The following is a 20,981-nucleotide window of genomic DNA, read 5'->3' on the forward strand; positions in this document are numbered from 1 at the left end:
GGCAGCCGATCACCGTGACGGTGCTCAGAGAGTGATACCGGCCCGCTTGGCCAACTTGGTCAGCCGCTCGTCCGACTCACTGAGAGCGGCAGGCAAGCCCCCACCCGCGCAAGGTGGGGGCTTTCGTCATGCACGGGGCCGTCCTACGTTACGCGAGCGGGCACGTGAGGTCGGGGTGGTGACGGTTCGGGCAGCACACCAGGTTGAGCGAGACGATATTGCCCGGCCGGTTGTAGTACACCCAGCTCACGTCCACGCCGACCGGCAGGACATCCAGCACGTATTCGCGTCTCGTGTCCAGGCTCGCGTACGCCTGACGCCCGTCCTCGCGCTGCATCGGGGGGTTGTCAAGAAAGTGCTTGACCATCCAGTCGAGAGCCGCTGTGGCGTCCGTCCAGGTGCGCTCATGGGCCGCCTGGTTCCGCTTCATCAGCCAGTGCCCGGACATCATGGGCGGCAGGTTCGAGGTCGGGAACTCGGCCATCACTTCGCGGTACCGCTGAAGGATGCGGATGGCCGCCTTGTCCTCGTCCGAGGCGGGAGGAGCAGGGGGGTCAGGATGCGGAGGCCGCCGGTCGCCTTCCCGGTGGTAGCTGTCGGGCGATCCGATCCACGGGCCGTAGCCGTGGAAGTGTCCTGTCCAGCTCATGCGCGCCTTCCAAGAGGGGAGGACGGGCCGCCCTGATGCGCGTAGGACGACCCGCCGAGGATGAGAGGTGTAGCAGGGTCAGGCGGTGAGGCCGCGGTTCTTCACCCAGCCGAGGGCGAAGTCGTCGAGCTCGGCTGCGGTGAACCGAAGCTCCTTGCCGGCGCCCTCGGGCTTGGAGTCGCGGACCACGTACGAGTCGGCGGCGCCGGGGATGGCGGCGAAGTCGACGCAGCCCTCGGTGCAGGGGCCTCCGCAGAAGTTCGTCGTCTCGACGCCGTCCGCCGACAGGGTGTAGAGGTTGCCGTTCATCGGGTAGTCCTTCCTGGTGCAACGTTGGGGAGATGCGGTCTCCGCGCCGTAGTGCACTTGCCGACCCACCCCGGCCCGGCCTTCCTGTTCCTGGCCGGGGTGGGCGCTTGGCTCCGCCCCCGAGGGGTGTTGGCCGTGGGGGAGCGACCGGTGAGTCACCTCGGGGACGGATGTTCAGGTGGTCAGTTGCCAGTAGGCCGCCATGATCAACACGGACGCCGCGATCATGAGCCCTTGGAGAAGCCATTGGCGCCAGCCGAGTGGACGCTTGTGCTTCCCTCTGGACCGGCGAGGATTCCGACCGCGAGAGCGGCCATGAGTCCGAGCAGGGCAATCACGTAAATCACCTGCTGCGCCTTGGGGCTCACGCTGCACCCGTCCCGCTCCTCTGGGTGTAGATCCACAGCAGTCGGCGCGTCAGGTCGGCGACCTCGCGCATGAAGAAGTAGGCCGTGAAGGTCGGGGCCTCCGCGCTGGGGCGGTTCTTCAGGTCGAGCAGCGAGTACGCCTTGCGGAATTGCTGCATGACCAGCTCGTCGTCGGCGCCCAGTTCCTCACCGAGGAGCAATTGCAGGTGCCCGATCAAGGCCGGTGTCTTGGCGTCGATGTCGGCGCGGGTCGAGGTGCCGAGTCTCGCCGAGAGGGCGGCGTCGGTGCTGTCCTGGATCAGCTCGACGTCGATCGGTACGCCGTCCTCGGTCGGCGCTGTCACTTCGAATCTGCTCGTCTCGGTCTTCACGGCGTGTCCCTCGCTGGCTGACGGCGGTTTCACCGGATGGAGACCAGCGTTCCGCGCGAAAGGCGTGCGGACCACGGCGTTCACGGGCCAGTGTTGGGACATCTCTGGGACATGGGACAGGCGGCATGTTGGGCACGGCGAGATCCCGGGAAGGGGGCCTGCATGAGCATCGCCGACAGGCGTAGGGCTCGGGGCCTTACCCAAGAAGGGTTTGCCTTCGCGGTAGGCGTCGACCGGCGCACCGTAGGCCGATGGGAGACGGGTAAATCCAAGCCCCAGCCTCCTCAGCGGGCCAAGGTCGCCGAGGTGTTACAGATGGACCTTGACGAACTCGATGCGTTGCTTACTTCAGCCGAGGTGCAGCCGAAGCCCGTACGGTCGGCGTCGAGTGCCCACCACAGCCCAGGGGACCCAGACGAGATGATCCGACGCGAGTTTCTGCGCCTCATAGCGGTGTCCGGCGCGGTCGCTGCCATACCTGCGGGCGAGGCGGAGGCCCTGGAGGACAGCGGCGACGACTTCGGGCGCATGAACGGTCATCTGTGGCAGGTCTACCAACTCGCCCGCACCAAACACGCGGTGTACCCGGTAGTGCAGTCTCAGCTCACTGCCTTGAACGATGCGCTGCGCGATGGGCGGGCCCAGACAGGGACGCTCTGCTTCGCGGCTGGCGACCTGTTCCAGCTGGCGGGCGAGCTGGCCTTCGACGCCAACCGGTACCACGATGCCGCTGCCTCGTACTCGCTTGCGGCCAGCGCGAGCAAGGAGGCTGGCGCCTACGACCTTTGGGCGTGCGCCCTCATCCGGAGCGCCTACGTAGACCTCTCCGAGCGTCGTTACAAGCGTGCTGCGGACACACTTGGGGCCGCGCGCCGTGTCGCCCTGCGTGGAGACAGCAGCCTTGCGACCAAGCACTGGGCCGCAGCCGTGCAGGCTGAGGCGTTCGCCTGGCTCGGGGACTTCGACGCCTGCGAGGAGGCTTTGGACGAGGCCGAGAAGGTGGCCAGCCTGAGCGGCCAGGTGTCGAACGGCGGATGGCTGCGCTTCGATGGCTCGCGCTTGGCGGAGGAGCGAGGCGCCCGGTACCTGCAACTCAACCGACTCAGCCTGGCCGAGACCTCGTTGAAGGATGCGCTGACGCTCGCCCCTCTGGCCGCTGGCCACTCTTTCCGACGTCGGGGAGCGGTACTTGTCGACCTGGCGGCGATCGGCGCCAAGCGGAATGACTTGGAGCAGGTCATGCAGTACGGGCTCGAAGCCCTGCGGCTGGCGCGGGCCTCCGGGTCCGGCTACGTCGCCCGTAGACTCCATTCCCTGACTTCCGAGCTGGGCACCTTGGGGCGTGACCGGCGTATCACCGAGTTGAAGGCCGAGATCGGCAGCCTGACGGCATCACGAGAGGGGATGGCATGACGACCGAGGGCGCGCGAGTCTTTCGTGAGGCGTGGATCGCTGGAGTGCGGAAGCACTTCCCTGGTGAGCCCAAGCCGAGTTACGTAACTCCGTGGGAAGAGACGCCTGAATGGGAGCGTGAGGCTGCGGGCGCCGTGTATGAGCAGGTTCGCCATTTCCTCAAACTGAGTGCCGGGCATGCCTCCCGCCTGTCGCGCGAGCAGAAGGGACGGTTCGTCGCGACGTGTTGGACGGCGCAGATGTTCAAGCACTTCAATGACCCGAAGCCGGGGTACGTAGCCGATTGGCCCGACCTGCCGGACTGGCAGAAGGAAACCGACTCAGGCATCTTCGAGGCCATTGAGAACAGTCTTACTTAACGCCCACCGATTCGTGCGAACCCAGCTGTGAGTCGGAGTTTCGCCCTGTAGTGGCGCAGTTCTTGGCACGCCGCCGGCCGGAGGGGATTTTGGGCTGGAGCTGCGATGGGGCGAGTGAACAGGGGGCCTTACGCTCGCTAGCGGATCGGGCAGTCTTTGGGACCTGCCCGCACTAGCCCGATCGGCCCCCTGTTCTTCGAGGCTCGCCCCATGGTGGCTGCCTAAAATCCTCGGAGGCCGTCGGCCCCAGCCACAGAGGGTTCGCGTCGTGCGGCGCAGCTGTGTCGTTGCTGGCGTGGCGTGGCCTGTTCGAGGGGCACGAGGGTGAGCACGTTGGCCGTAGCGGGCCTGAGGCTGACCGGTGAGCGCCGTGGGGCCGAATCGGTGCCGTGGGCGTCTGGAGGCCGTGAGCCACGGGCCATGAGTCCACGGGGACGAGGCGGAAGGTCGGCTGTGAGGAGCTGGCTCACGCTCTCAGGCCGCCTGGTGTGCGCCGGGGCGGCGGCGCCCCGGACCGGACCGGCCGAAGGCCGCATGCCGGGCCGGGGTGCGGCAAGCCGCCCCGGCGGCGCGCCGAAGGCGCGCCTGGAGGAAGTGAAGACAGATTCCGACACCTGCTGTCCACCGCTGCCCGCTCCCGTTTCCCGGTGCGCGCATGGTCCGGGACACAACCGGCCGACCAGACTCCCCAGGCAACCCGGTACGGTCCCCGTGGTGTTCTCTCCGGCCGTGCCTCAAGTGCTGTGCCCGCGGCCGTAATTCGTTGGCGACCCGTGATCCATCTGCGAGCATGGGACTTCGAGCGACAAGCCTTACTTCAGCGAATCTTTGGACACAGACATAGACTTGCTCCAGCAGATATCACGCCTTCAGCTTTCTTCTGCCTTGCCTGTCTTCGCTCTCTCTCACGCTGCCTCGACACCCGCTCTCATTTCTGACGCTGCATCAATTTAAGCCCAGCTAAAGCCAAGGAGATTTCAGATGACTCACGCCTACGTTTCTGCTCGCGCTCCTCCTTGTCCATTCGTTTTGGAAGTACCCTGTGTTCAACGCCTCGCATGAGGTGAATACTTCCAATATCCGCTCCGCTGAGTTGGAGCGTGAAAATCGCCTGCGGATGCTCTCCGATGCCGATCGGGACATCATCCGTTTGGTAAACGACCCCCTGTTTCCGCGCTGGCTGGAGCAGATCAAGGCTATTGGGGGTTGTGCCCATCCGATCTATCTGTCTGGCTCCACGGTCACCCGCGATGTGTTGACGGGTGAGCTGATTTCGTCGTATTCGACTGTCGGGGAGCCGGGTGAGCGGTTGGCCGTGCGCTGCCGCAACCGCCGTGCCTCGGTCTGCGCGCCGTGCGCCTACCTGCACGCGGGCGACACCTTCCAGCTCATCCGGGCGGGCCTGTCCGGCGGCAAGAACGTCCCCGCTGCGGTGCGGGACTGCCCCCGCCTGTTCGTCACCCTGACCGCTCCGTCATTCGGTCCGGTGCACCGCGTACGCGACGGACAACACTGCCGCCCCCGCCGGGAGCGGTCTGTGTGGCTGTCATGAGGCTTGAGAATACGCCGAGTTGGACTATGGAACGTTCTTCGTGCAGTTCGTGGACCCGGGCTACGCCTACCCCGCGCTCTCGTTCGTCGTCCTCGGCGCCTTCGCGCAGGCGGCCAGCTTCCTCTACCTCAGCGCGCTGATATTCGGCGGCACCCGCCTCGCCGCCGCCTTCCGCCGCCGCAGGCGGCTGTCGGCGACGGCCACGTCCGCGGCGGGCGCGCTGTTCCTCGGGTTCGCGGTGAAGCTGTCGCTGGCCGGCGCGTAGCAGGTCACAGACCCACGGTGGCCAGGTAGGCGGCGGCCCCGTCCGCCGTCCCGCCCGCCCAGCCCACGTGGCCGTCCGGCCGGACCAGGAAGACACCGGGGCCGTACGACTGCGGGGCCGCCGGGAGCGAGCGGACGCCCGGCACCGTCGCGCCGAGCACCGTCCAGTGCGGCCCCCGGAACAGGTCGAAGAGCCGTACGCCGGCCACCGTGCCGTCGGGGGCGCGGTCGCCCGCCCGTACCGGGCCGGTGACCGCGCGCGTCTCCACGCTCAGGGAGGAGTCCGGGTAGCCGAGCCCGAGCTGCACCGTCGCCCTGCCGCGCCGTACCTCCCCCCGGTGGACGCCCGTGGACAGCTCCAGCATGGCGGCCGCGTTCGCCCGGCGCTCCTCCTCGTAGGTGTCCAGCAGCCTGTCCGGCGCCCCGTCGCGCAGCACCGCGCCCAGCTTCCAGCCGAGGTTGTAGGCGTCCTGCACGCTGGTGTTCAGGCCCTGCGCGCCGGCCGGCGAGTGCACGTGCGCCGCGTCGCCGGCGAGGAACACCCGGCCCGCCCGGAACCGGTCCGCCAGGGCGGCCCGAGGCCGGAAGCCGGACGCCCAGCGCACTTCTGTCACGTCCCCGGCGTCCAGGTGGGTGCGGCGCGCGACCAGCTTGCGGATGCCGTCGGGGGACGGGTCCGGTTCCTCGTCCTCCGCGAGGCGTGCCTGGAGCTGGAAGTCCTCCGTGCCGGCGAGCGGACACAGCCCGAGGATGCCGCCGTCGTCCCCCGGGAAGGCGTGCCAGTGTTTGCGGTCCAGGCCCGTCAGCCGCAGGTCGGCCACAAGGAACGGCGCCGGGTCCACCGTCTCGCCCGTCATCCGGACGCCCAGGGCCCGCCGGACCGCCGAGCGTCCGCCGTCGGCGGCGACCACGTACCGCGCGCGGATCGTCGTGCCGTCGGCGAACGACACGGTCACGCCGTCCGCGTCCTGCGTCAGGCCCGTCGCCTCCCGTCCGAAGGCGACCCGCCCGCCCAGCTCCGTCAGCCGCGCGTACAGCACCTCCTGCGTCCGCCACTGCGGAATCATCCGCGGCGTGGTGTACGGCGTGCCCTCGTCCGCCTCCACCTCCTCGAACATCGACTGCTCGCCCACGCGCGCGCCGTCCTTCCAGACCATCCGGTGCGGATAGGGCCCGGCGGCGGCGAGGATCGCGTCCACCACGCCGAGGTCGTCGAAGACCTCCAGGGTGCGCGGCTGGAGGCCCTTGCCCCGCGATCCGGGGAAGAGTCCGTCGGCGCGCTCCACCACCAGGGCGTCCACGCCCCGCCGGGCCAGGTCGATGCCGAGGGTGAGACCCGTCGGGCCGGCGCCCACGATCAGGACATCCATCACCTATCTCCTTAACGCCGTTAAGTGCGGTCGCCGACGAGAGTGCCCTTAACGCCGTTAAGCTGTCAAGCTGTCGGCGTGAGCACGGAACGAAGGGCACCCCTGGACCGCCGGCGGGTCGCCGACACGGCGCTGCGGCTGCTGAACGAGGTCGGCCTGGAGGGGCTGACCCTGCGGGCCATCGCCCGGGAGCTGGACGTCAAGGCGCCCGCCCTGTACTGGCACTTCAAGGACAAGCAGGCGCTGCTGGACGAGATGGCGACCGAGATGTACCGGCGGATGGTCGCCGGCACGGCGCTCGACCCCGCCGACACCTGGCAGGAGCGGCTGCTGAAGGGCAACCGCGGGCTGCGGGCCGCCCTGCTCGGCTACCGCGACGGCGCCCGCGTCTTCAGCGGCTCACGCTTCACCGGCACGGACCACGCCCCCGCCCTCGAAGCGAACCTGCGGCTGCTGACGGCGGCGGGCTTCACGCTCGCCCAGGCCGTCGACGCGGGCCGGACGCTGAACGCGTACACCATCGGCTTCGTCACCGAGGAGCAGGGCATGCGGCCCCTGCCCGGCGAGGACCGGGAGGGGTTCGACGTCGGGGAACGCGCCCGGCGCATGGCCGGCTTCCCGCTCGCGGCCGAAGCCGGGGAACTGCTCTTCGACGATTACGACCGGCAGTTCGAGGAAGGGCTCGCGCTGGTCGTCGCGGGGATCGAGGCGCGGTACGGGATCCGCTGACGGATCCGTCGCCGGCCGGGGCGTCCCGAGGGGGCGGCTACCGGGAGGGAGCGGGGGCACCGGTCTTCTTCAGCGCCCTCTTCAGCCGGGGCCCGAGCGGCCGCTCCACGCACCGGTGGATCAGCCAGGCCGTCAGCAGCATGCCCAGGACGGTCACGGCCAGCGTCGGCCACGGCGGCAGCCCCCATCCCCGGTGCAGCACCCGGATGGCGAACCAGCCCAGGTGCTCGTGGACCAGGTAGAACGGGTACGTCAGCGCGCCGGCCGTGACCAGCCAGGGCCAGGAGGCCCACCGCGTCCAGCCCACCGCCACCGCGGCCACGGCGGCGAAGGCCAGGGTGACGACCGCCAGGATGACGTACGGCTCCCGGTGGAAGTCGCTCTGCGCGCCGGCGTGCCACAGCCCGCGTGTGGCGTTGCTCTGCCCGAGCAGCCAGGACACGGCGACGATGCCCCACAGCAGCAGGTCGCCGCCGAAGCAGTGGATCAGGTAGAGGGCGAGACCGCCGACGAAGAAGGGCGCGTACTCGGGCATGACGAGCTGGTCGGTGAGCGCGTTCCCGGAGGCGCGGCAGAGAACCGCCGCCAGCGTCCACACGCAGCAGAAGAGCACGACCCGGCGGTAGGTGACCCCGCGCACCACGACGAGCAGGGCGAACAGGACGTAGAACCGCACCTCCACCCAGAGCGTCCAGCACACGCCGAGCACCCGGTCGGCGCCCATGGGCTGCTGCAGCATCGTCAGATTGACCAGGAACTCGTCCGGGCGGACCGGGTGGACGACGGCGGGCAGGGTCACGGCCGCCGCCGTGACCAGGACGAGGGCGACCCAGTAGGCGGGGTACAGGCGGGCGACCCGGGAGCGGAAGAAGTCGCCGAGCGTACGGCCCCAACTGCTCATGCAGATCACGAACCCGCTGATGACGAAGAAGAACTGCACGCCCAGACAGCCGTAGGTGGCCACCTGGGACAGGGACGGGAAGACGCGGGCCGGGGTCTGGCCCCAGGACGCGGAGACCGTGCCGCCGCGTCCGGCGTAGTGGTAGAGGCAGACCATCAGCGCGGCGACGAGACGCAGACCGTCCAGGGCGAGCAGACGGCCCTTTCGTGCACGGGCCGTTCCACGGTCGGGGGGAGCGGGAACGGCGGCGAGGGTGGGGAGGGAGGCAGCCATGGTGCTCGGCGCCTACCCGGACCGGTGTTGATCATTTCATCTTCTTTGTGAAAGTCCCCGGCGTGGGGGAGTCGGACCACCGGCACCTGGGCGAATCACGGAAATGCCTTGGTTGACAGGCCAACCATTCTTTCCCGCGACCCGGTTCGTTCACCTGTACGTCGTTTTACCTTCCTAGTTTCTCCATCCACCCCCACGCTTCGGTAAACGCATGGCATTCGGCCGCAAAGCGCGGATATGCCTGGCAAAAATCAGGAGAGCTATGACAAGGGTCCAGAGCCGGCGGGCACCCGCGCGTGGAGGGGAGCTGGACGACTGCCTGCGCGCCTGCGCCGTACACAGCGGCAAACTCGTCGGCAGCCTCGACCGCCGCCGCACCGAACTGGCCGAGCAGCTGCGCAGGTTGCTCGTGGTGCACAGCACCATCGGCGCCGCCGCCCCCGCACCCGCCCCCGCCGGCGGCGCCACCGCGCTGCTGAAGCGGGCCGTGAAGGGCACCGCCGGCCCGTCCGGCGGTATCGCCGGCGAACTGCTGGACGCCCTGCTGGCCGTCGCCAACAAGGCCCTGGAGTGCGGCTACGACGACGAGCTGCGCCTCGCCCTGCACATCGGCGACACCGTCCTCGCCCAGCGCCGCAACTCCCGCGCCGGCTGGCGGCTGCGCGCCCGCGTCCTGGAGGCGCTCGGCGAGGAACAGGAGGCCGTCGAGGCGTACCAGCGCTATCTGGAACTGACCAGCGAGGACGGCTTCGGCGTCGCCGCCCGGATCGAGGGCCTGCGCCGGGCCGCCCAGCGCGAACGCGAACTGCTCGACCTGCTGCGCCGCCAGTGCCCGGACGCCGCCGGCTTCGCCGCCGGCCCCGCCACCGACGTCTGGGCCGAGGGCCTCGCCCTGCACGCCCTCGGCGACTGGACGGCGGCCGAGCCCCGGCTGGTCGGCGCGCTGCTCGCGCTCGCCGAAGAGCGGGCGCCGGTCGCCGACCGGCAGGAACTCCTCAGCCAGTACCTGGACCTGCGCACCGGCCTGCCCGGCGCGGATCCCGCGGCGCTCACCGAGGCCGTCGCCCTCTACGCCGAACAGCGCCGCGTCCGCATGCGCGGCCCGGTCGCCGACCCGACCGTCGGCGGGGTCCGCTGGATCGGCCTCGGCGAGTTCCGCAACCAGATCGCCGGCAAGTCGGTCTGCCTGATCGCCAACTCCGGCCGCGTGGGCGAGAGCGCGATGGGCGCCGAGATCGACGGCTACGACCTCGTCGTGCGCTTCAACTCGTACCGCATCGACCCCCGCCACACCGGCAGCCGTACCGACATCCACGCCACCATCCACAAGCACGGCTTCAACTGGGACCGGCCGGTGACCACCCGGCTCGTCTTCGGCGGGGTCTCCGGCGACTGGAAGCACAGCCTGCGCAACCGCCTGGTGCCCGGCGCCCAGCAGTTCCTCGGCGACGAGTCGCTGCGCTGGCCGGTCCGAGGCATCGGCCGGCTCGGCACCGACGTCTGGCCCGCCATCCCCACCACCGGCTTCAACATGCTGTGGCTGCTGGACTTCCTGGACGTCAGTCCGAAGCTCGACCTGATCGGCTTCGACTTCTACGAGTCCGGCGCCTACCGCGTACCCGAGGCCATGAAGCTCGCCATCACCTCCGTGCACGAATACACCAGCGAGAAGGCATGGGTCATGGAGCGGGCCCAGAGCGTGACCGACATGAGGATATCCCTGCGATGACCACCAGCACCCCGGCAGTGCCGGACACCGCCACCCCTTCGGGCGCCGCGCTCACCGGCAAGCGCCGCATCGCCTTCGCCTCGTTCGTCGACGAGAACTACCTGCCGGGCTTCCTCGCCCTGCTGCGCAGCCTCGCCCTGTCCAACCCGGGCGTCTGCGAGGACTTCGTCGTCCTGCACGACGACCTGAAGCCCGCCTCCGTCGCCCGCATCCGCGCCCTGCACCCCCGGATCGTGCTGCGCCGCGTCGACGCCGGCCACTACGACTCCTACGTCAAGGGCGACCAGGACAACTACCTCGTCCGCAAGGCGTACTTCATCCTCGACGTCTTCAAGATCCGCGACTACGACACCGTCATCACCCTGGACACCGACATGGTCGTCCTCGGCGACCTGGGCGAACTGCTGAAGCTGCGCGAGGGACTCGCCGCCGTGCCGCAGTTCTTCTACGGGCAGCACAAGCTCAACTCCGGGCTCCTGGTCATCCAGCGCGAGTACCTGTCCGACGCCTTCTGCGCCCGGCTCGACGAGGTCGGGCGCAGCGGCGCCTACGAACTCGACAAGCACGACCAGGGCATCCTCAACGCCGTCCTGGACGGTGACTTCGTCCGCCTGGACCCGCGCTACAACTTCGTCAAGCGGCGTCTGTCCGGCGACCTGCCCGTGCCCGACGACACCGCGATCCTGCACTTCACCGGCCGGCACAAGCCCTGGCAGGGCGGCGAGGCCGGGTACGCGCAGGCCGAGGAGCGCTGGCGCGCGTTCGACCTGGGCGACGCCGCGTTCCACGCGGCCTGCCTGGCCAAGGGCGGCCTCCACCACGACCTGCTGGTGCACTTCGGCACCCCGCACGTGCGGCGCACCTCGGACGTCGAGGCCGCCCGCAGGGTCGCCGCCGCGCACATCGCGGCCGGCGAGTACCAGGACGCCGTCGACATCCTCTCCGCCGTGCGCATCCCGCTGGACGAGGCCTGGCCGCACGAGGTCCTCGGGCACGCCCTGATGAGCGTCTCCCGCTACGAGGAGGCGAAGACACAGCTCCTCATGGCCACCGCCGCACCCAACCGGGCCGCCACCGCCTACGCCCGGCTCGCCCAGATCGCCTGGGTGCACGGCGACAACGCCGAGGCGCTGAGGTACGCCACCGCCGGCCTCTCCGTCGACCCCACGCACCGCTCCAGCCGGCTGTGGGCGCAGCGTGCCGCCGCCGTGCCCGCCCAGGAACAGGGCGCCGCCGAGGACCAGCTCGCGCACGTCGCCTTCTACATGGACCGGCAGGGCAACGCCGGCGACAAGCTGCTCCCCGAGACCGTCCGGCTGGCCTTCGGCGCCGACACCACCTCCCGGCGCTGGCACTCCGTCCACGCCCACCGGCTGTTCGACGAGGCCGCCCTGGAGCGGGTCAACGCCCGGCGCGGACTGGTCATCGGCGGCGGCGGGCTGTTCATCCCGGACACCATGCCCAACGGCAACAGCGCCTGGCAGTGGAACGTCCCGGACGCACACCTGGAGGCCATCGACGTACCGGTCATGGTCTTCGCGGTCGGCTTCAACGCCTTCGACGGACAGTCGTACCGCGCACGGCGGTTCAACGACAGCCTCCGGCTGCTGGTGGAGAAGTCCGCCTTCTTCGGTCTGCGCAACCACGGCTCCATCGCCCGGGTCCGCTCCCTGCTCCCGGCCGCGCTGCACGACAAGGTCGTCTTCCAGCCCTGCCCCACCACCGTCACGCGGCAGTTGCTGCCGGGCTGGTCCGACCCGCCGCGCCGCGAGGACACCGTGCTGCTCAACGCCGCCTACGACCGCGCGGGACTGCGCTTCGGGCACGACTACGGCCACTTCCTCGCCGAGATCGCGAAGGCCGTCCGCGCGATCGGCGCCCACACCGAGGTCCGGTGCGTCGCCCACTCCCTGGACGACGAGCGGATCGCCTTCGACCTGCGCCGGGAGCACGGCATCTCGCTGCCGGTCATCCCGATGTACGACTTCGACAACGACGAGATCCGCGAGACGTACGCCAGGACCAGGCTGGTCATCGGCATGCGCGGGCACGCCGGCATGATCCCGTTCGGCGTCGGCACGCCCATCCTCAGCCTGATCTCGCACCCGAAGATGGCGTACTTCCTCAGCGACATCGAGCGCCCCGAGTGGGGGATCTCCGTCCACGAGAGGAACCTCGGGGACGTCCTCACCGAGCGGGCCCTGCACATCCTCGACCACCACAGCCGGACCGTCGCCGACGTGCACGACCGCCAGGAACTGCTGTGGAAGGTCACCCAGGAGAACGCCGCCCGGATCCGGACGATCCTGCGCCGGTGAACGGCGCAGGGCGGGCCCGGCAGCGGGCCCGCCCTCGGTCGGCCGTCAGCGCCGTACGACCCTGCGCAGGCTCCGCGCCTTGCGCGCCATCCGGCGGACCGTCGCGTTGCGCGGGATGAACCCCAGCTGCGCGGGCACCCCGCCGGGCAGCGCCAGCGAGGTCAGCCGCTTGCGCTTGAAGTAGCGCAGGGTCCGCTCGGTGAGGTTCGCCGCGAGCCAGCTCTCGGTCTCGGCGCGCAGCTTCGGCAGGATCTTCGGCTGCATCGCGAAGCCCACCGCACTCACCAGCGCGCCCAGCGCCTCCACGTCCATGCCCCGGCGCTGCTCGGTGACGGCCGTCCGGTCGGACAGGTCGGGCAGCAGCGCGTCCACGATGGTGACCGGGACCCGGTTGCTGTTCTCGTACGGCGTCAGCCGCTCCAGCAGCAGGTCGGTGCCCACCCGGGCGACCGGCAGGCCGTACAGCGCGGACGCGGTGAGCAGCGCGGTGGAGAAGCAGCCGGCCACCAGCGCGGGACGCATCCGCTGGTACAGCACCTCCGCGAGCACCGGTGTGTCGAGGACGGTCAGCTCGACCTCCAGCTTCTCCGCCTCCCGTTCCAGCGAGCGGGTGAAGCGGGCCGGGGCCGACGGGTGCGGCTTGAACACCACCCTGGTGTGGCCGAGGGCGGCCGCGCCCTTCAGCATCCGCACGTGCAGGTCCTCCTCCTGCTCGGCGGAGAGGATGTCCAGCGCGGACAGGTACTGGCCGAGCAGCAGCGCGGGCTCCTCGACCGCCGGCAGCTCGTCGCCGAGCGGCGCCAGCTCGGCCAGCACCTTGGTGAAGGCGGCCGTCGGCACGACCTCGCCGGGCACGCCGAACTCGGTCAGCAGCAGCGGCTTCAGACCCGGCACCAGGTCCAGGTGCAGGACGCGGTCGACCCGGGTGCCGACCAGCGGGTCGATCTTGTTGCGGGTGGGGCCGTAACTCATCAGACCGTCGGCGTAGACGGTGACCGGCGCTCCCGTGAAGATCTGCGTCAGCGCCAGCGACGGGTTGACCTGGATCGACTCGACGGCCAGCTCGACGTCGTCGTCGCCGAGCCGCCACTCGTGGCGCAGGTACCGCTCCCAGAGCGGCAGGTCCTCGCCCCGGGGGGCCCAGCCGCCGGGGTGGAACGGGAAGATGGTCCCGTTGTACGACACCACGTCGTCGAACCGGTCGCGCAGCCGCTCGAAGCCGGGCATCGCGTCCAGCGCCGGGGTCGTCTCGGGCGTGGCCGCGTTGTTGCAGACCAGCAGGATCCGCCGGTCGGCCGGGCGGAAGCAGCCGGAGTCCAGGGCGGCGGCGAGCGTGGCCGTGCCGTACAGCGTCGACGCCTGGAAGATCTGGGTGGTCACGCGGCGACCCCCGCGGCGGCGGGGCGGCGGCGCAGCCGGCGCAGCCGGGTGGCGCGCTGGAGGTCCATGGAGTCCAGCGCCTCGTCCAGCACGTCCTGCGGCATCCGCCGCAGGGCGGCGGCACTCATGGATTTCAGTTGCCTGGCCACTGCCGGCTCGAACCTTTCGATCGATCCCAGGTGGTGGGAAATGATCGCGCAATAGGTGCGTACGGCCTTGGGCAGCAGGACGCCGGCCTCCCGGTCCGCCGCGGTTTCCGTGATGACCTGATCGAACGCCCGAATGAAATCGAGCTGCCGCACATCACCGATCTGGGTGAGGGACGAGGCGACCCCGCGCCGGTAGAACACGCCGAGCAGGCTCACCGCCGCGAAGGACTCCGCCTCCCGGTGCAGCTTCCAGATCCACGGCCGGTCCTCGGCCGTGCGCAGCCCGTCGGTGAAGTGCAGCAGCCCCTTGTCCAGCAGCCGGCGGTGGTAGATGCCCGCCCACGCGTACGCGTAGTCCACCGAGGTGGACCGGTCGGCGGGCAGGATCGCCGCACGCGGGTCCAGCACCGTGTTCCGCCGGCCCACCGGCACCCGGTGCACGCTGCGCGACCGGGCGGTGCACTGCACGTGGTCGGTGCGCACGAAGTCGCAGCCGAGCTCCTCGATGGCCTTGAGCAGCCGCGGGAAGTAGCCGGGGGCGAGCCAGTCGTCACCGTCCAGGAACGTCAGGTACTCGCCGCGCGCCCGGTCGATACCGGTGTTGCGCGCGGTCGCCAGCCCCCCGTTCTGCTCGTGCCGGACCAGCACCGCGCCCGGCAGCTCGCGCTCCGCGCGCGCGAGAATCTCTGGTGTCCCGTCGCGGGAGCAGTCGTCGACGAGAATGAATTCGAAGTCCTCACGCACATTCGACAACAGACTCCTGAGTGTGTCGGGCGCGTATTGCTGCACGTTGTAGAACGGCACGATGACGGAGAGCTTGACCACGTGAGGGACGTTAGGGTGCGGCCCGTGATTCGTCTTGACGGCGTGCTTGATACCGGGTGAACGACACGTGGCGAAGCTGTGAACCAGGCTGTTTCCAGGGGCGATCGGGGCCTGATTCGCCATTCGGCGATGTGCTGTTAACCGTTTGTTGTATTCGGGTTGGGCGGATCCTCGGAATGGCTTCCTAGCGTCTTCGGTGTGCCAGCAAGTGCAACGAAGTCCCTGCGGGTCGCCGTCCTCGCGGACTCCGACACCCGATGGAAGTGGGGCGCGCTCACCGCGCAGCGGCTCACTCCCGCGGCTGCCGGAGTCCGGCTCGACGGCTACCTCCTGCGCGGACGCGCCACCCCCACCGCCCGCCAACTGACGGAAGTCGGCGTCCGGGCGGACTCACTCCACGAGGTCACCGGCGTCGAGTTCCTGCGCGCGATGACCGAGGAGCCGTACGACGTCCTCGTCCTCGCCCTCGTCGGCGGCGGTGTCCAGGCCATGCTGCACGGGCTGCGCTGCGCCTGGGGCTCCGGGCCGCGTCCCGTCGTCGTCACCGGCTATGTCGGGGTCGTCTACGAGAAGCTCACCGACGGACTGCTGCTGCGGCACGGCGCCGACCTCGTGCTCGCCAACTCCCGCCACGACGCGGAACGGTTCCGGGCCGTGTACGAGGGTGTGGGCGCCGACGCCTCCTCGGTCACCGAGGTCGCGCTGCCCTTCCTCGGCGGCGAGCCGTACACCGGTGAACACGACCCCTACACCGTGGTGTTCGCCGCCCAGCCCTCCGTGCCGGACAACCGCCGGGACCGGACCTACCTGCTGGGCCGGCTCATCGAGCACGCCCGCAGGCACCCCGAGCGCGAGGTGCTGCTGAAACTGCGCTCCAAGCCCGGCGAACACACCACCCACATCGAGGAACTGCCCTACCAGAAGCTCGTCCAGGGCAAGGACCTGCCGGCCAACTTCCGGCTGGTGTACGGGCACATGGGCGAGGTGCTGGACCGCACCGACCTGCTGGTCACGGTCAGCTCCACGGCCGCCCTGGAGGCCCTGCACCGCCGTATCCCCACGGCCGTCCTCACCGACCTCGGGGTGCGGGAGGCGCTCGGCAACCACCACTTCACCGGCTCCGGCTGCCTCACCTCCTGGGACCGGCTCGACGCCGGGCACCGGCCGGTGCCGGACGAGGAGTGGGTGGCCCGGCAGGGGGTGGCCCCCGCGGGTACCGCCTCCGGGGCGGGCTCCTACGCCACCGCGTTCGACGCCGGCCGCGAGCGCCTCGCCAAGCTGCTCGACCGCCCCGGCGGCCTGCCGCCGCTGAACCCCTACTACACCCCCGAGACCGCCCCCGGCTATCTGCCCGGCATCCTCGCCCGCCACCACCTCGGCCCCGACGGCGCCCCGCTGCCCGGAGCGCCCGCCGCCGACAAGGCGCCCGGCCCCGTGCGGCAGATCGTGCGCCGGGCCGCGCGCGGCGCCTACCGGCACGGCGTCCAGCGAGTCGCCCCCGTGATCCGGCGGATGGGCGAGCTGTGACCTCATTCCAAGGAGAAGACACCATGTCCGACTCGGCGAAGGGCCCGGGCACGTCGTTCCGCCGGGTGCTCGCGGTGATCCCCGCCCGCGGCGGCTCCAAGGGCGTCCCCGCGAAGAACCTCGCCCCCGTGGGCGGTGTCCCGCTGGTGGTCCGGGCGGTGCGCGAGTGCCGGGCGACCCGGCTGGTGACCGACGTCGTCGTCTCCACCGACGACCAGGCCATCGCCGCCGCCGCCCGGCAGGCCGGCGCCGAGGTCGTGCTGCGGCCCGTCGCCATCGCCGGCGACACCGCCACCTCCGAGGCCGCGGTCCTGCACGCCATGGACACCCACGAGGCGCTGCACGGCGCCCCGGTCGACGTGGTCCTCCTCGTACAGTGCACCAGCCCGTTCCTGGTCCGCGAGGACATCGACGCGGTCGCCGCCGCCGTCACCGAGAACGGCGCCGACACGGCCGTCACCGTGGCCCCCTTCCACGGCTTCGTCTGGCGCGCCGCCGACACCGAGGGTGCAGGCGGGGTGGGCGTCAACCACGACAAGTCCTACCGCCCGCGGCGCCAGGACCGCCCCCAGGACTTCCTGGAGACCGGCGCCGCCTACGCCATGGACGCGGCCGGCTTCCGCAAGGAGGGCCACCGCTTCTTCGGCCACACCGAGCTGGTCCGCACCGACCCGGCCCGGGTGCTGGAGATCGACGACCCGCACGACCTGGCCCGCGCGAGGGCGCTCGCCCCGCTCTTCGACGCGGACCGCCCCGGCGCGCTGCCGACCGCCGCCGACGTCGACGCGGTCGTACTGGACTTCGACGGCACCCAGACCGACGACCGGGTGCTGATCGACTCCGACGGACGGGAGTTCGTCGCCGTGCACCGCGGCGACGGGCTCGGCATCGCGGCCCTGCGCAGGAGCGGGCTGAAGATGCTGATCCTGTCCACGGAACAGAACCCGGTCGTCGCCGCCCGCGCACGGAAGCTGAAGATCCCCGTGCTGCACGGCATCGACCGCAAGGACCTCGCCCTGAAGCAGTGGTGCGAGGAGCAGGGCATCGCGCCGGAGCGCGTGCTCTACGTCGGCAACGACGTCAACGACCTCCCGTGCTTCGCCCTCGTCGGCTGGCCCGTGGCGGTCGCGAGCGCCCACGACGTCGTACGCGGCGCCGCACGCGCGGTCACCACCGTCCCCGGCGGTGACGGCGCGATCCGAGAGATCGCCAGCTGGATCCTCGGCCCCTCTCTCGATTCCCTCCCCAAGTAAGGACACCCCCTGATGAGCACCAACTCCCGTCTGCGTTCGTTCGGTTCGCGCGAGGTCGGCCCCGGCAGGCCCGTCTACATCTGCGGCGAGATCGGCATCAACCACAACGGTGAGCTGGAGAACGCCTTCAAGCTGATCGACGTGGCCGCCGAGGCCGGCTGCGACGCCGTCAAGTTCCAGAAGCGCACCCCGGAGATCTGCACCCCCCGCGACCAGTGGGACATCGAGCGCGACACCCCCTGGGGCCGGATGACGTACATCGACTACCGCCACCGCGTGGAGTTCGGCGAGGACGAGTACCGCCAGATCGACGAGTACTGCAAGGAGAAGGGGATCGACTGGTTCGCCTCCCCGTGGGACACCGAGGCCGTCGCCTTCCTGGAGAAGTTCGACGTCCCGGCCCACAAGGTGGCCTCCGCCTCCCTCACGGACGACGAGCTGCTGCGCGCCCTGCGCGCCACCGGCCGCTCCGTCATCCTCTCCACCGGCATGTCCACCCCGAAGCAGATCCGCCACGCGGTGGAGGTCCTCGGCAGCGACAACATCCTCATGTGCCACGCCACCTCCACCTACCCGGCCAAGGCCGAGGAGCTGAACCTCCGCGTGATCAACACGCTGGAGAAGGAGTACCCGAACGTCCCGATCGGCTACTCCGGCCACGAGACGGGCCTCCAGACCACCCTCGCCGCGGTCGCGCTCGGGGCGACCTTCGTCGAGCGCCACATCACCCTGGACCGCGCCATGTGGGGCTCCGACCAGGCCGCCTCCGTGGAGCCGCAGGGCCTCGTCCGCCTGGTCCGCGACATCCGCACCATCGAGGCCTCCCTCGGTGACGGCGTCAAGAAGGTCTACGACTCCGAGCTCGGCCCGATGAAGAAGCTGCGCCGCGTCACCGGCGTCGTCGCCGAGGCGGAGATCGCCGCGGCCGCGGGCGAGCCGGTCTCGGTCTGAGCACCCCGATTGCCTGACGGATTGCCCTACGACGGGACGGTCGTACGCCGATGAGCCCCCGCGCCGGTCACGCCGGCCACCCTCTCCGCACCCTCGCCTTCGTGGAGAGCCCGGTCCAGCTGCTCAACGTGCTGGAGTGGGCGCACCTGAAGGGCCTGCACGGCACGGAACCGGACACCCTGCCGTCCGTGCCCGGGCAGATACGGCGGACGGCGGCCGGCGGTGACCCGGCGGCCGGCGCGGAGCTCACCGTCGTCGTGCTGTCCCCGACCGACCCCATGACCCGGGGCCAGCTGCGCCGCATGGCCGACCTGGCCCGGGACGAGGGGTACCGGGTGCGCTGGGAGGAGGCGCGGGGCGGTACGACCGCGCCCTTCCACACCATCGGCGGCCTGGCGGGTTCCCTGCGCCGCGCCGACCGGATCGTCATGGGGGACCCGTTCTCCCGCTACGTGCAGCTCCTGCTGACCATCACCCGCGCCCGCGACCTGGTCGTCGTGGACGACGGCACGGCGACGATGGAGTTCGTCGCCCAGCTGGCGCGCGGTGAACGCCTGGTGCGCTGGCACCGCAAGGGCGGCCGCCCCGGCGCCCGCGACCTGCTCTTCGCGCCCGTGTCCTCCTCGGCCCGGCGCCGCCTCACGCCGAGCGACGGCCGTCGCGTGGAGGTCTTCTCCTCCATGCCGGTCACCGAGGTCCCGGACGGCGTCGCGGTCACCGCCAACGCCTTCGCCTGGACCCGCGCCCGCTTCGGCCCGCCGCGCATCACCAAGGGCGCGGACATGGTCGGCACCTCGCTGGTGGAGACCGGCGTCGTGGACGGCGAGCGCTACCTGGAGGCCGTCCGCGGCCTGGCCGGGACCCACGGCGCCACCCGCTACTTCGCGCACCGCCGGGAGAGCGCCGACAAGCTCCACCGGCTGGCCGCCGAGACCGGCCTGGAGGTGGTCCGCCCGGACCTCCCCCTGGAGCTGATCGCCCGCCGGGGCCCGATCGGCCGTACGGTCCTCAGCTTCCCCTCCACGGTCGTCCACACCCTCCCGCTGGCCCTGGCCGGCACGGGTGTGCGCGTGGCGGTCTGCGACATCGACCCGGCCTGGCTCACGGACACCGCCTCCCCGCGGGCCCAGGGCTTCCTGTCCGGAGTGACCGGCACCGCCCGAGACGTCCACCGGCTGGCGGCGGTGAACCCGGTCTAGTGCCTGTCCGGCATGCCCCGTCCGACTAGTTCCTGTCCGACATTCCCCGTCTGCCGCCCTTCGGGTGAGGACGCGAAGGGCCGGACAGGCCCTGGCGCCCCAACTCCCCGGCCCCCGCGCACGAGTTTGATTTGATTCCTGCCCCCGCCACAGGGAGCATGGCGGGACCGGTGATCGTTGCCGGTGCAACGGGGTAACGGGGTAACGGGGAGGACGACACGTATGTCCTGGGACGAGTGGGAGCAGCTGAAGGCGGACGCCGCCGCCCGCGGCTCCTCGCAGATGCAGCTGAACCATGTTCCGATGGACCCGGGCGGCAGCGGTGCCGCGGGCAAGCTCAAGTCGGACAAGAAGACCTGGACGATGGCCGGCGAGGACACCAAGGGCCTCCAGGACGACATCGGCAAGGCGCTGGGCAAGCTGGACGACGGGCAGTCCGGGCTGGGTGAGACGTCCGGGTGCGAGTCCGCGGCGGCCCAGAAGGAGCTGTACGACTCCTGGAAGAAGTACGTCGGCGACGTCAAGAGCCGCTGCGGCGAGCTGGGCGGGCTGATGGAGCGGTCCGGGCACGACCTGTCGAAGTCGGACGGCGAGGTGAAGGCCGAGCTGGACCGGGTCGCGGCCAAGTACAAGGACACCGATGCCGTCGGCGGCCAGGCGAAGGGCCGGTGACGGGGCGGTCATGGACATAGCGACGCTGAAGGCGCTGAAGCCGGCCGAGTTCGAGGAGGCGGCCGACGGGTACCGCGCCACGAGCGAGATGGCGAGCACGGCCAAGGACGCCGTGGAGAACAAGATCTCGGCGACCCTGCGCGACCAGCTGGAGGGCGAGGCGGTGACGGCCGCCCTCGGGGAGCTGAAGGAGCTGGGGAAGAACTTCCACTACATCCAGACCGAGTGCGCGCTGGCGAGTACCGCGCTGAACGCCTTCGCCTTCGACATGGCGGCGGCCAAGCGGAAGCTGGAGGCGGCTCTGGAGGACGCGAAGGCGGCGGGCTGCACGGTCGGTGCGGACGGCTCGGTGTCCTTCCCGGCGGGCGGCGAGAAGGTCGACGGCAAGGTGCCGGAGGGCGGGACGGTGTCGCCTTCGAC

The 20,981-nt window shown here is 70.6% G+C and carries 18 protein-coding genes and 2 pseudogenes; 13 read left to right on the top strand and 7 right to left on the bottom strand.

Annotated features, from left to right (window positions below; all coding sequences use genetic code 11):
* Positions 1 to 148 precede the first annotated feature (148 nt).
* The 3 genes from ABZ576_RS18890 to ABZ576_RS18900 form a co-directional block, all read right to left on the bottom strand.
* Entirely contained in the window at positions 149 to 649 is a 501-nt protein-coding gene (locus ABZ576_RS18890) for a hypothetical protein (RefSeq protein WP_360741511.1), read from the bottom strand.
* 78 nt (positions 650 to 727) lie between these two features.
* Positions 728 to 958 (bottom strand): DUF397 domain-containing protein, encoded by a 231-nt coding sequence (locus tag ABZ576_RS18895; RefSeq protein ID WP_360741513.1) that lies wholly within the window; start codon positions 956 to 958, stop codon positions 728 to 730.
* A gap of 364 nt (positions 959 to 1,322) precedes the next feature.
* Entirely contained in the window at positions 1,323 to 1,670 is a 348-nt protein-coding gene (locus ABZ576_RS18900) for a hypothetical protein (protein ID WP_360741515.1), read from the bottom strand.
* Positions 1,671 to 1,859: 189 nt separating this feature from the next.
* On the opposite strand from ABZ576_RS18900, the gene ABZ576_RS18905 reads away from it, so the two are divergent.
* The 4 genes and pseudogenes from ABZ576_RS18905 to ABZ576_RS18920 form a co-directional block, all read left to right on the top strand.
* A complete protein-coding gene (locus ABZ576_RS18905; protein WP_360741517.1) occupies positions 1,860 to 3,110 on the top strand; it encodes a helix-turn-helix domain-containing protein in 1,251 nt (416 codons plus the stop codon).
* The gene (locus tag ABZ576_RS18910) at positions 3,107 to 3,469 is read left to right on the top strand and encodes a hypothetical protein (protein WP_360741519.1); all 363 of its coding nucleotides are present in this window, start codon (positions 3,107 to 3,109) and stop codon (positions 3,467 to 3,469) included. The genes ABZ576_RS18905 and ABZ576_RS18910 overlap by 4 nt, the downstream gene beginning before the upstream one ends.
* A gap of 1,042 nt (positions 3,470 to 4,511) precedes the next feature.
* Positions 4,512 to 5,021 carry a replication initiator gene (locus tag ABZ576_RS18915; RefSeq protein WP_360741521.1) on the top strand — a complete coding sequence of 170 codons (510 nt, stop codon included), beginning with the start codon at positions 4,512 to 4,514 and terminating at the stop codon, positions 5,019 to 5,021.
* A gap of 34 nt (positions 5,022 to 5,055) precedes the next feature.
* Positions 5,056 to 5,286: pseudogene (locus tag ABZ576_RS18920) on the top strand (LysE family transporter); the annotation flags it as partial.
* Positions 5,287 to 5,290: 4 nt separating this feature from the next.
* On the opposite strand, the gene ABZ576_RS18925 reads toward ABZ576_RS18920, so the two are convergent.
* A complete protein-coding gene (locus tag ABZ576_RS18925) occupies positions 5,291 to 6,655 on the bottom strand; it encodes an FAD-dependent monooxygenase (RefSeq protein ID WP_360741523.1) in 1,365 nt (454 codons plus the stop codon).
* 78 nt (positions 6,656 to 6,733) lie between these two features.
* Between ABZ576_RS18925 and ABZ576_RS18930 the strand changes: the two genes are divergently transcribed.
* Entirely contained in the window at positions 6,734 to 7,384 is a 651-nt protein-coding gene (locus ABZ576_RS18930) for a TetR/AcrR family transcriptional regulator C-terminal domain-containing protein (RefSeq protein ID WP_360741525.1), read from the top strand.
* Positions 7,385 to 7,421: 37 nt separating this feature from the next.
* Here the strand turns inward: ABZ576_RS18930 and ABZ576_RS18935 are convergent, their stop codons facing one another.
* The gene (locus ABZ576_RS18935) at positions 7,422 to 8,558 is read right to left on the bottom strand and encodes an acyltransferase (RefSeq protein ID WP_360741527.1); all 1,137 of its coding nucleotides are present in this window, start codon (positions 8,556 to 8,558) and stop codon (positions 7,422 to 7,424) included.
* A gap of 262 nt (positions 8,559 to 8,820) precedes the next feature.
* On the opposite strand from ABZ576_RS18935, the gene ABZ576_RS18940 reads away from it, so the two are divergent.
* Together ABZ576_RS18940 and ABZ576_RS18945 are read left to right on the top strand one after the other, a co-directional pair.
* Positions 8,821 to 10,287 carry a glycosyltransferase family 29 protein gene (locus ABZ576_RS18940; protein WP_360741529.1) on the top strand — a complete coding sequence of 489 codons (1,467 nt, stop codon included), beginning with the start codon at positions 8,821 to 8,823 and terminating at the stop codon, positions 10,285 to 10,287.
* On the top strand, positions 10,284 to 12,605 hold the full coding sequence (locus ABZ576_RS18945; protein ID WP_360741531.1) for a glycosyltransferase: 2,322 nt from the start codon (positions 10,284 to 10,286) through the stop codon (positions 12,603 to 12,605). Before ABZ576_RS18940 ends, ABZ576_RS18945 begins: the two co-directional genes overlap by 4 nt.
* Positions 12,606 to 12,650: 45 nt before the next feature.
* On the opposite strand, the gene ABZ576_RS18950 is transcribed toward ABZ576_RS18945, so the two are convergent.
* Positions 12,651 to 13,985, bottom strand: coding sequence for a polysialyltransferase family glycosyltransferase (locus ABZ576_RS18950; RefSeq protein WP_360741533.1), 1,335 nt, complete (start codon positions 13,983 to 13,985; stop codon positions 12,651 to 12,653).
* Complete coding sequence (locus tag ABZ576_RS18955; RefSeq protein WP_360741535.1) at positions 13,982 to 14,959, bottom strand: glycosyltransferase family 2 protein; 978 nt, start codon at positions 14,957 to 14,959, stop codon at positions 13,982 to 13,984. Before ABZ576_RS18955 ends, ABZ576_RS18950 begins: the two co-directional genes overlap by 4 nt.
* Positions 14,960 to 15,157: 198 nt before the next feature.
* Between ABZ576_RS18955 and ABZ576_RS18960 the strand changes: the two genes are divergently transcribed.
* The 6 genes and pseudogenes from ABZ576_RS18960 to ABZ576_RS18985 all read left to right on the top strand — a co-directional run.
* Positions 15,158 to 16,486: a DUF6716 putative glycosyltransferase gene (locus tag ABZ576_RS18960; RefSeq protein WP_360741537.1), complete on the top strand. Its 1,329-nt coding sequence runs from the start codon at positions 15,158 to 15,160 to the stop codon at positions 16,484 to 16,486.
* A 23-nt stretch (positions 16,487 to 16,509) separates the two neighbouring features.
* Positions 16,510 to 17,739, top strand: coding sequence for an N-acylneuraminate cytidylyltransferase (locus tag ABZ576_RS18965; protein ID WP_360741539.1), 1,230 nt, complete (start codon positions 16,510 to 16,512; stop codon positions 17,737 to 17,739).
* A gap of 12 nt (positions 17,740 to 17,751) precedes the next feature.
* The gene (locus ABZ576_RS18970; protein WP_360741541.1) at positions 17,752 to 18,690 is read left to right on the top strand and encodes an N-acetylneuraminate synthase family protein; all 939 of its coding nucleotides are present in this window, start codon (positions 17,752 to 17,754) and stop codon (positions 18,688 to 18,690) included.
* Between the two features lie 50 nt (positions 18,691 to 18,740).
* Positions 18,741 to 19,889 carry a hypothetical protein gene (locus ABZ576_RS18975; RefSeq protein ID WP_360741543.1) on the top strand — a complete coding sequence of 383 codons (1,149 nt, stop codon included), beginning with the start codon at positions 18,741 to 18,743 and terminating at the stop codon, positions 19,887 to 19,889.
* Between the two features lie 222 nt (positions 19,890 to 20,111).
* Positions 20,112 to 20,561 carry a hypothetical protein gene (locus ABZ576_RS18980; protein ID WP_360741545.1) on the top strand — a complete coding sequence of 150 codons (450 nt, stop codon included), beginning with the start codon at positions 20,112 to 20,114 and terminating at the stop codon, positions 20,559 to 20,561.
* 10 nt (positions 20,562 to 20,571) lie between these two features.
* Positions 20,572 to 20,981: pseudogene (locus ABZ576_RS18985) on the top strand (hypothetical protein); the annotation flags it as partial.

The organism is Streptomyces sp. NPDC013455, from assembly GCF_040632975.1.
GTDB lineage: Bacteria > Actinomycetota > Actinomycetes > Streptomycetales > Streptomycetaceae > Streptomyces.

What these genes read in the sequence shown, in the direction of transcription:
- ABZ576_RS18890 (WP_360741511.1), bottom strand. Translation starts at nt 649, where the DNA reads ATGAGCTGGACAGGACACTTCCACGGCTACGGCCCGTGGATCGGATCG.
- ABZ576_RS18895 (WP_360741513.1), bottom strand. Translation starts at nt 958, where the DNA reads ATGAACGGCAACCTCTACACCCTGTCGGCGGACGGCGTCGAGACGACG.
- ABZ576_RS18905 (WP_360741517.1), top strand. Translation starts at nt 1,860, where the DNA reads ATGAGCATCGCCGACAGGCGTAGGGCTCGGGGCCTTACCCAAGAAGGG.
- ABZ576_RS18910 (WP_360741519.1), top strand. Translation starts at nt 3,107, where the DNA reads ATGACGACCGAGGGCGCGCGAGTCTTTCGTGAGGCGTGGATCGCTGGA.
- ABZ576_RS18925 (WP_360741523.1), bottom strand. Translation starts at nt 6,655, where the DNA reads ATGGATGTCCTGATCGTGGGCGCCGGCCCGACGGGTCTCACCCTCGGC.
- ABZ576_RS18935 (WP_360741527.1), bottom strand. Translation starts at nt 8,558, where the DNA reads ATGGCTGCCTCCCTCCCCACCCTCGCCGCCGTTCCCGCTCCCCCCGAC.
- ABZ576_RS18940 (WP_360741529.1), top strand. Translation starts at nt 8,821, where the DNA reads ATGACAAGGGTCCAGAGCCGGCGGGCACCCGCGCGTGGAGGGGAGCTG.
- ABZ576_RS18945 (WP_360741531.1), top strand. Translation starts at nt 10,284, where the DNA reads ATGACCACCAGCACCCCGGCAGTGCCGGACACCGCCACCCCTTCGGGC.
- ABZ576_RS18965 (WP_360741539.1), top strand. Translation starts at nt 16,510, where the DNA reads ATGTCCGACTCGGCGAAGGGCCCGGGCACGTCGTTCCGCCGGGTGCTC.
- ABZ576_RS18970 (WP_360741541.1), top strand. Translation starts at nt 17,752, where the DNA reads ATGAGCACCAACTCCCGTCTGCGTTCGTTCGGTTCGCGCGAGGTCGGC.
- ABZ576_RS18975 (WP_360741543.1), top strand. Translation starts at nt 18,741, where the DNA reads ATGAGCCCCCGCGCCGGTCACGCCGGCCACCCTCTCCGCACCCTCGCC.
- ABZ576_RS18980 (WP_360741545.1), top strand. Translation starts at nt 20,112, where the DNA reads ATGTCCTGGGACGAGTGGGAGCAGCTGAAGGCGGACGCCGCCGCCCGC.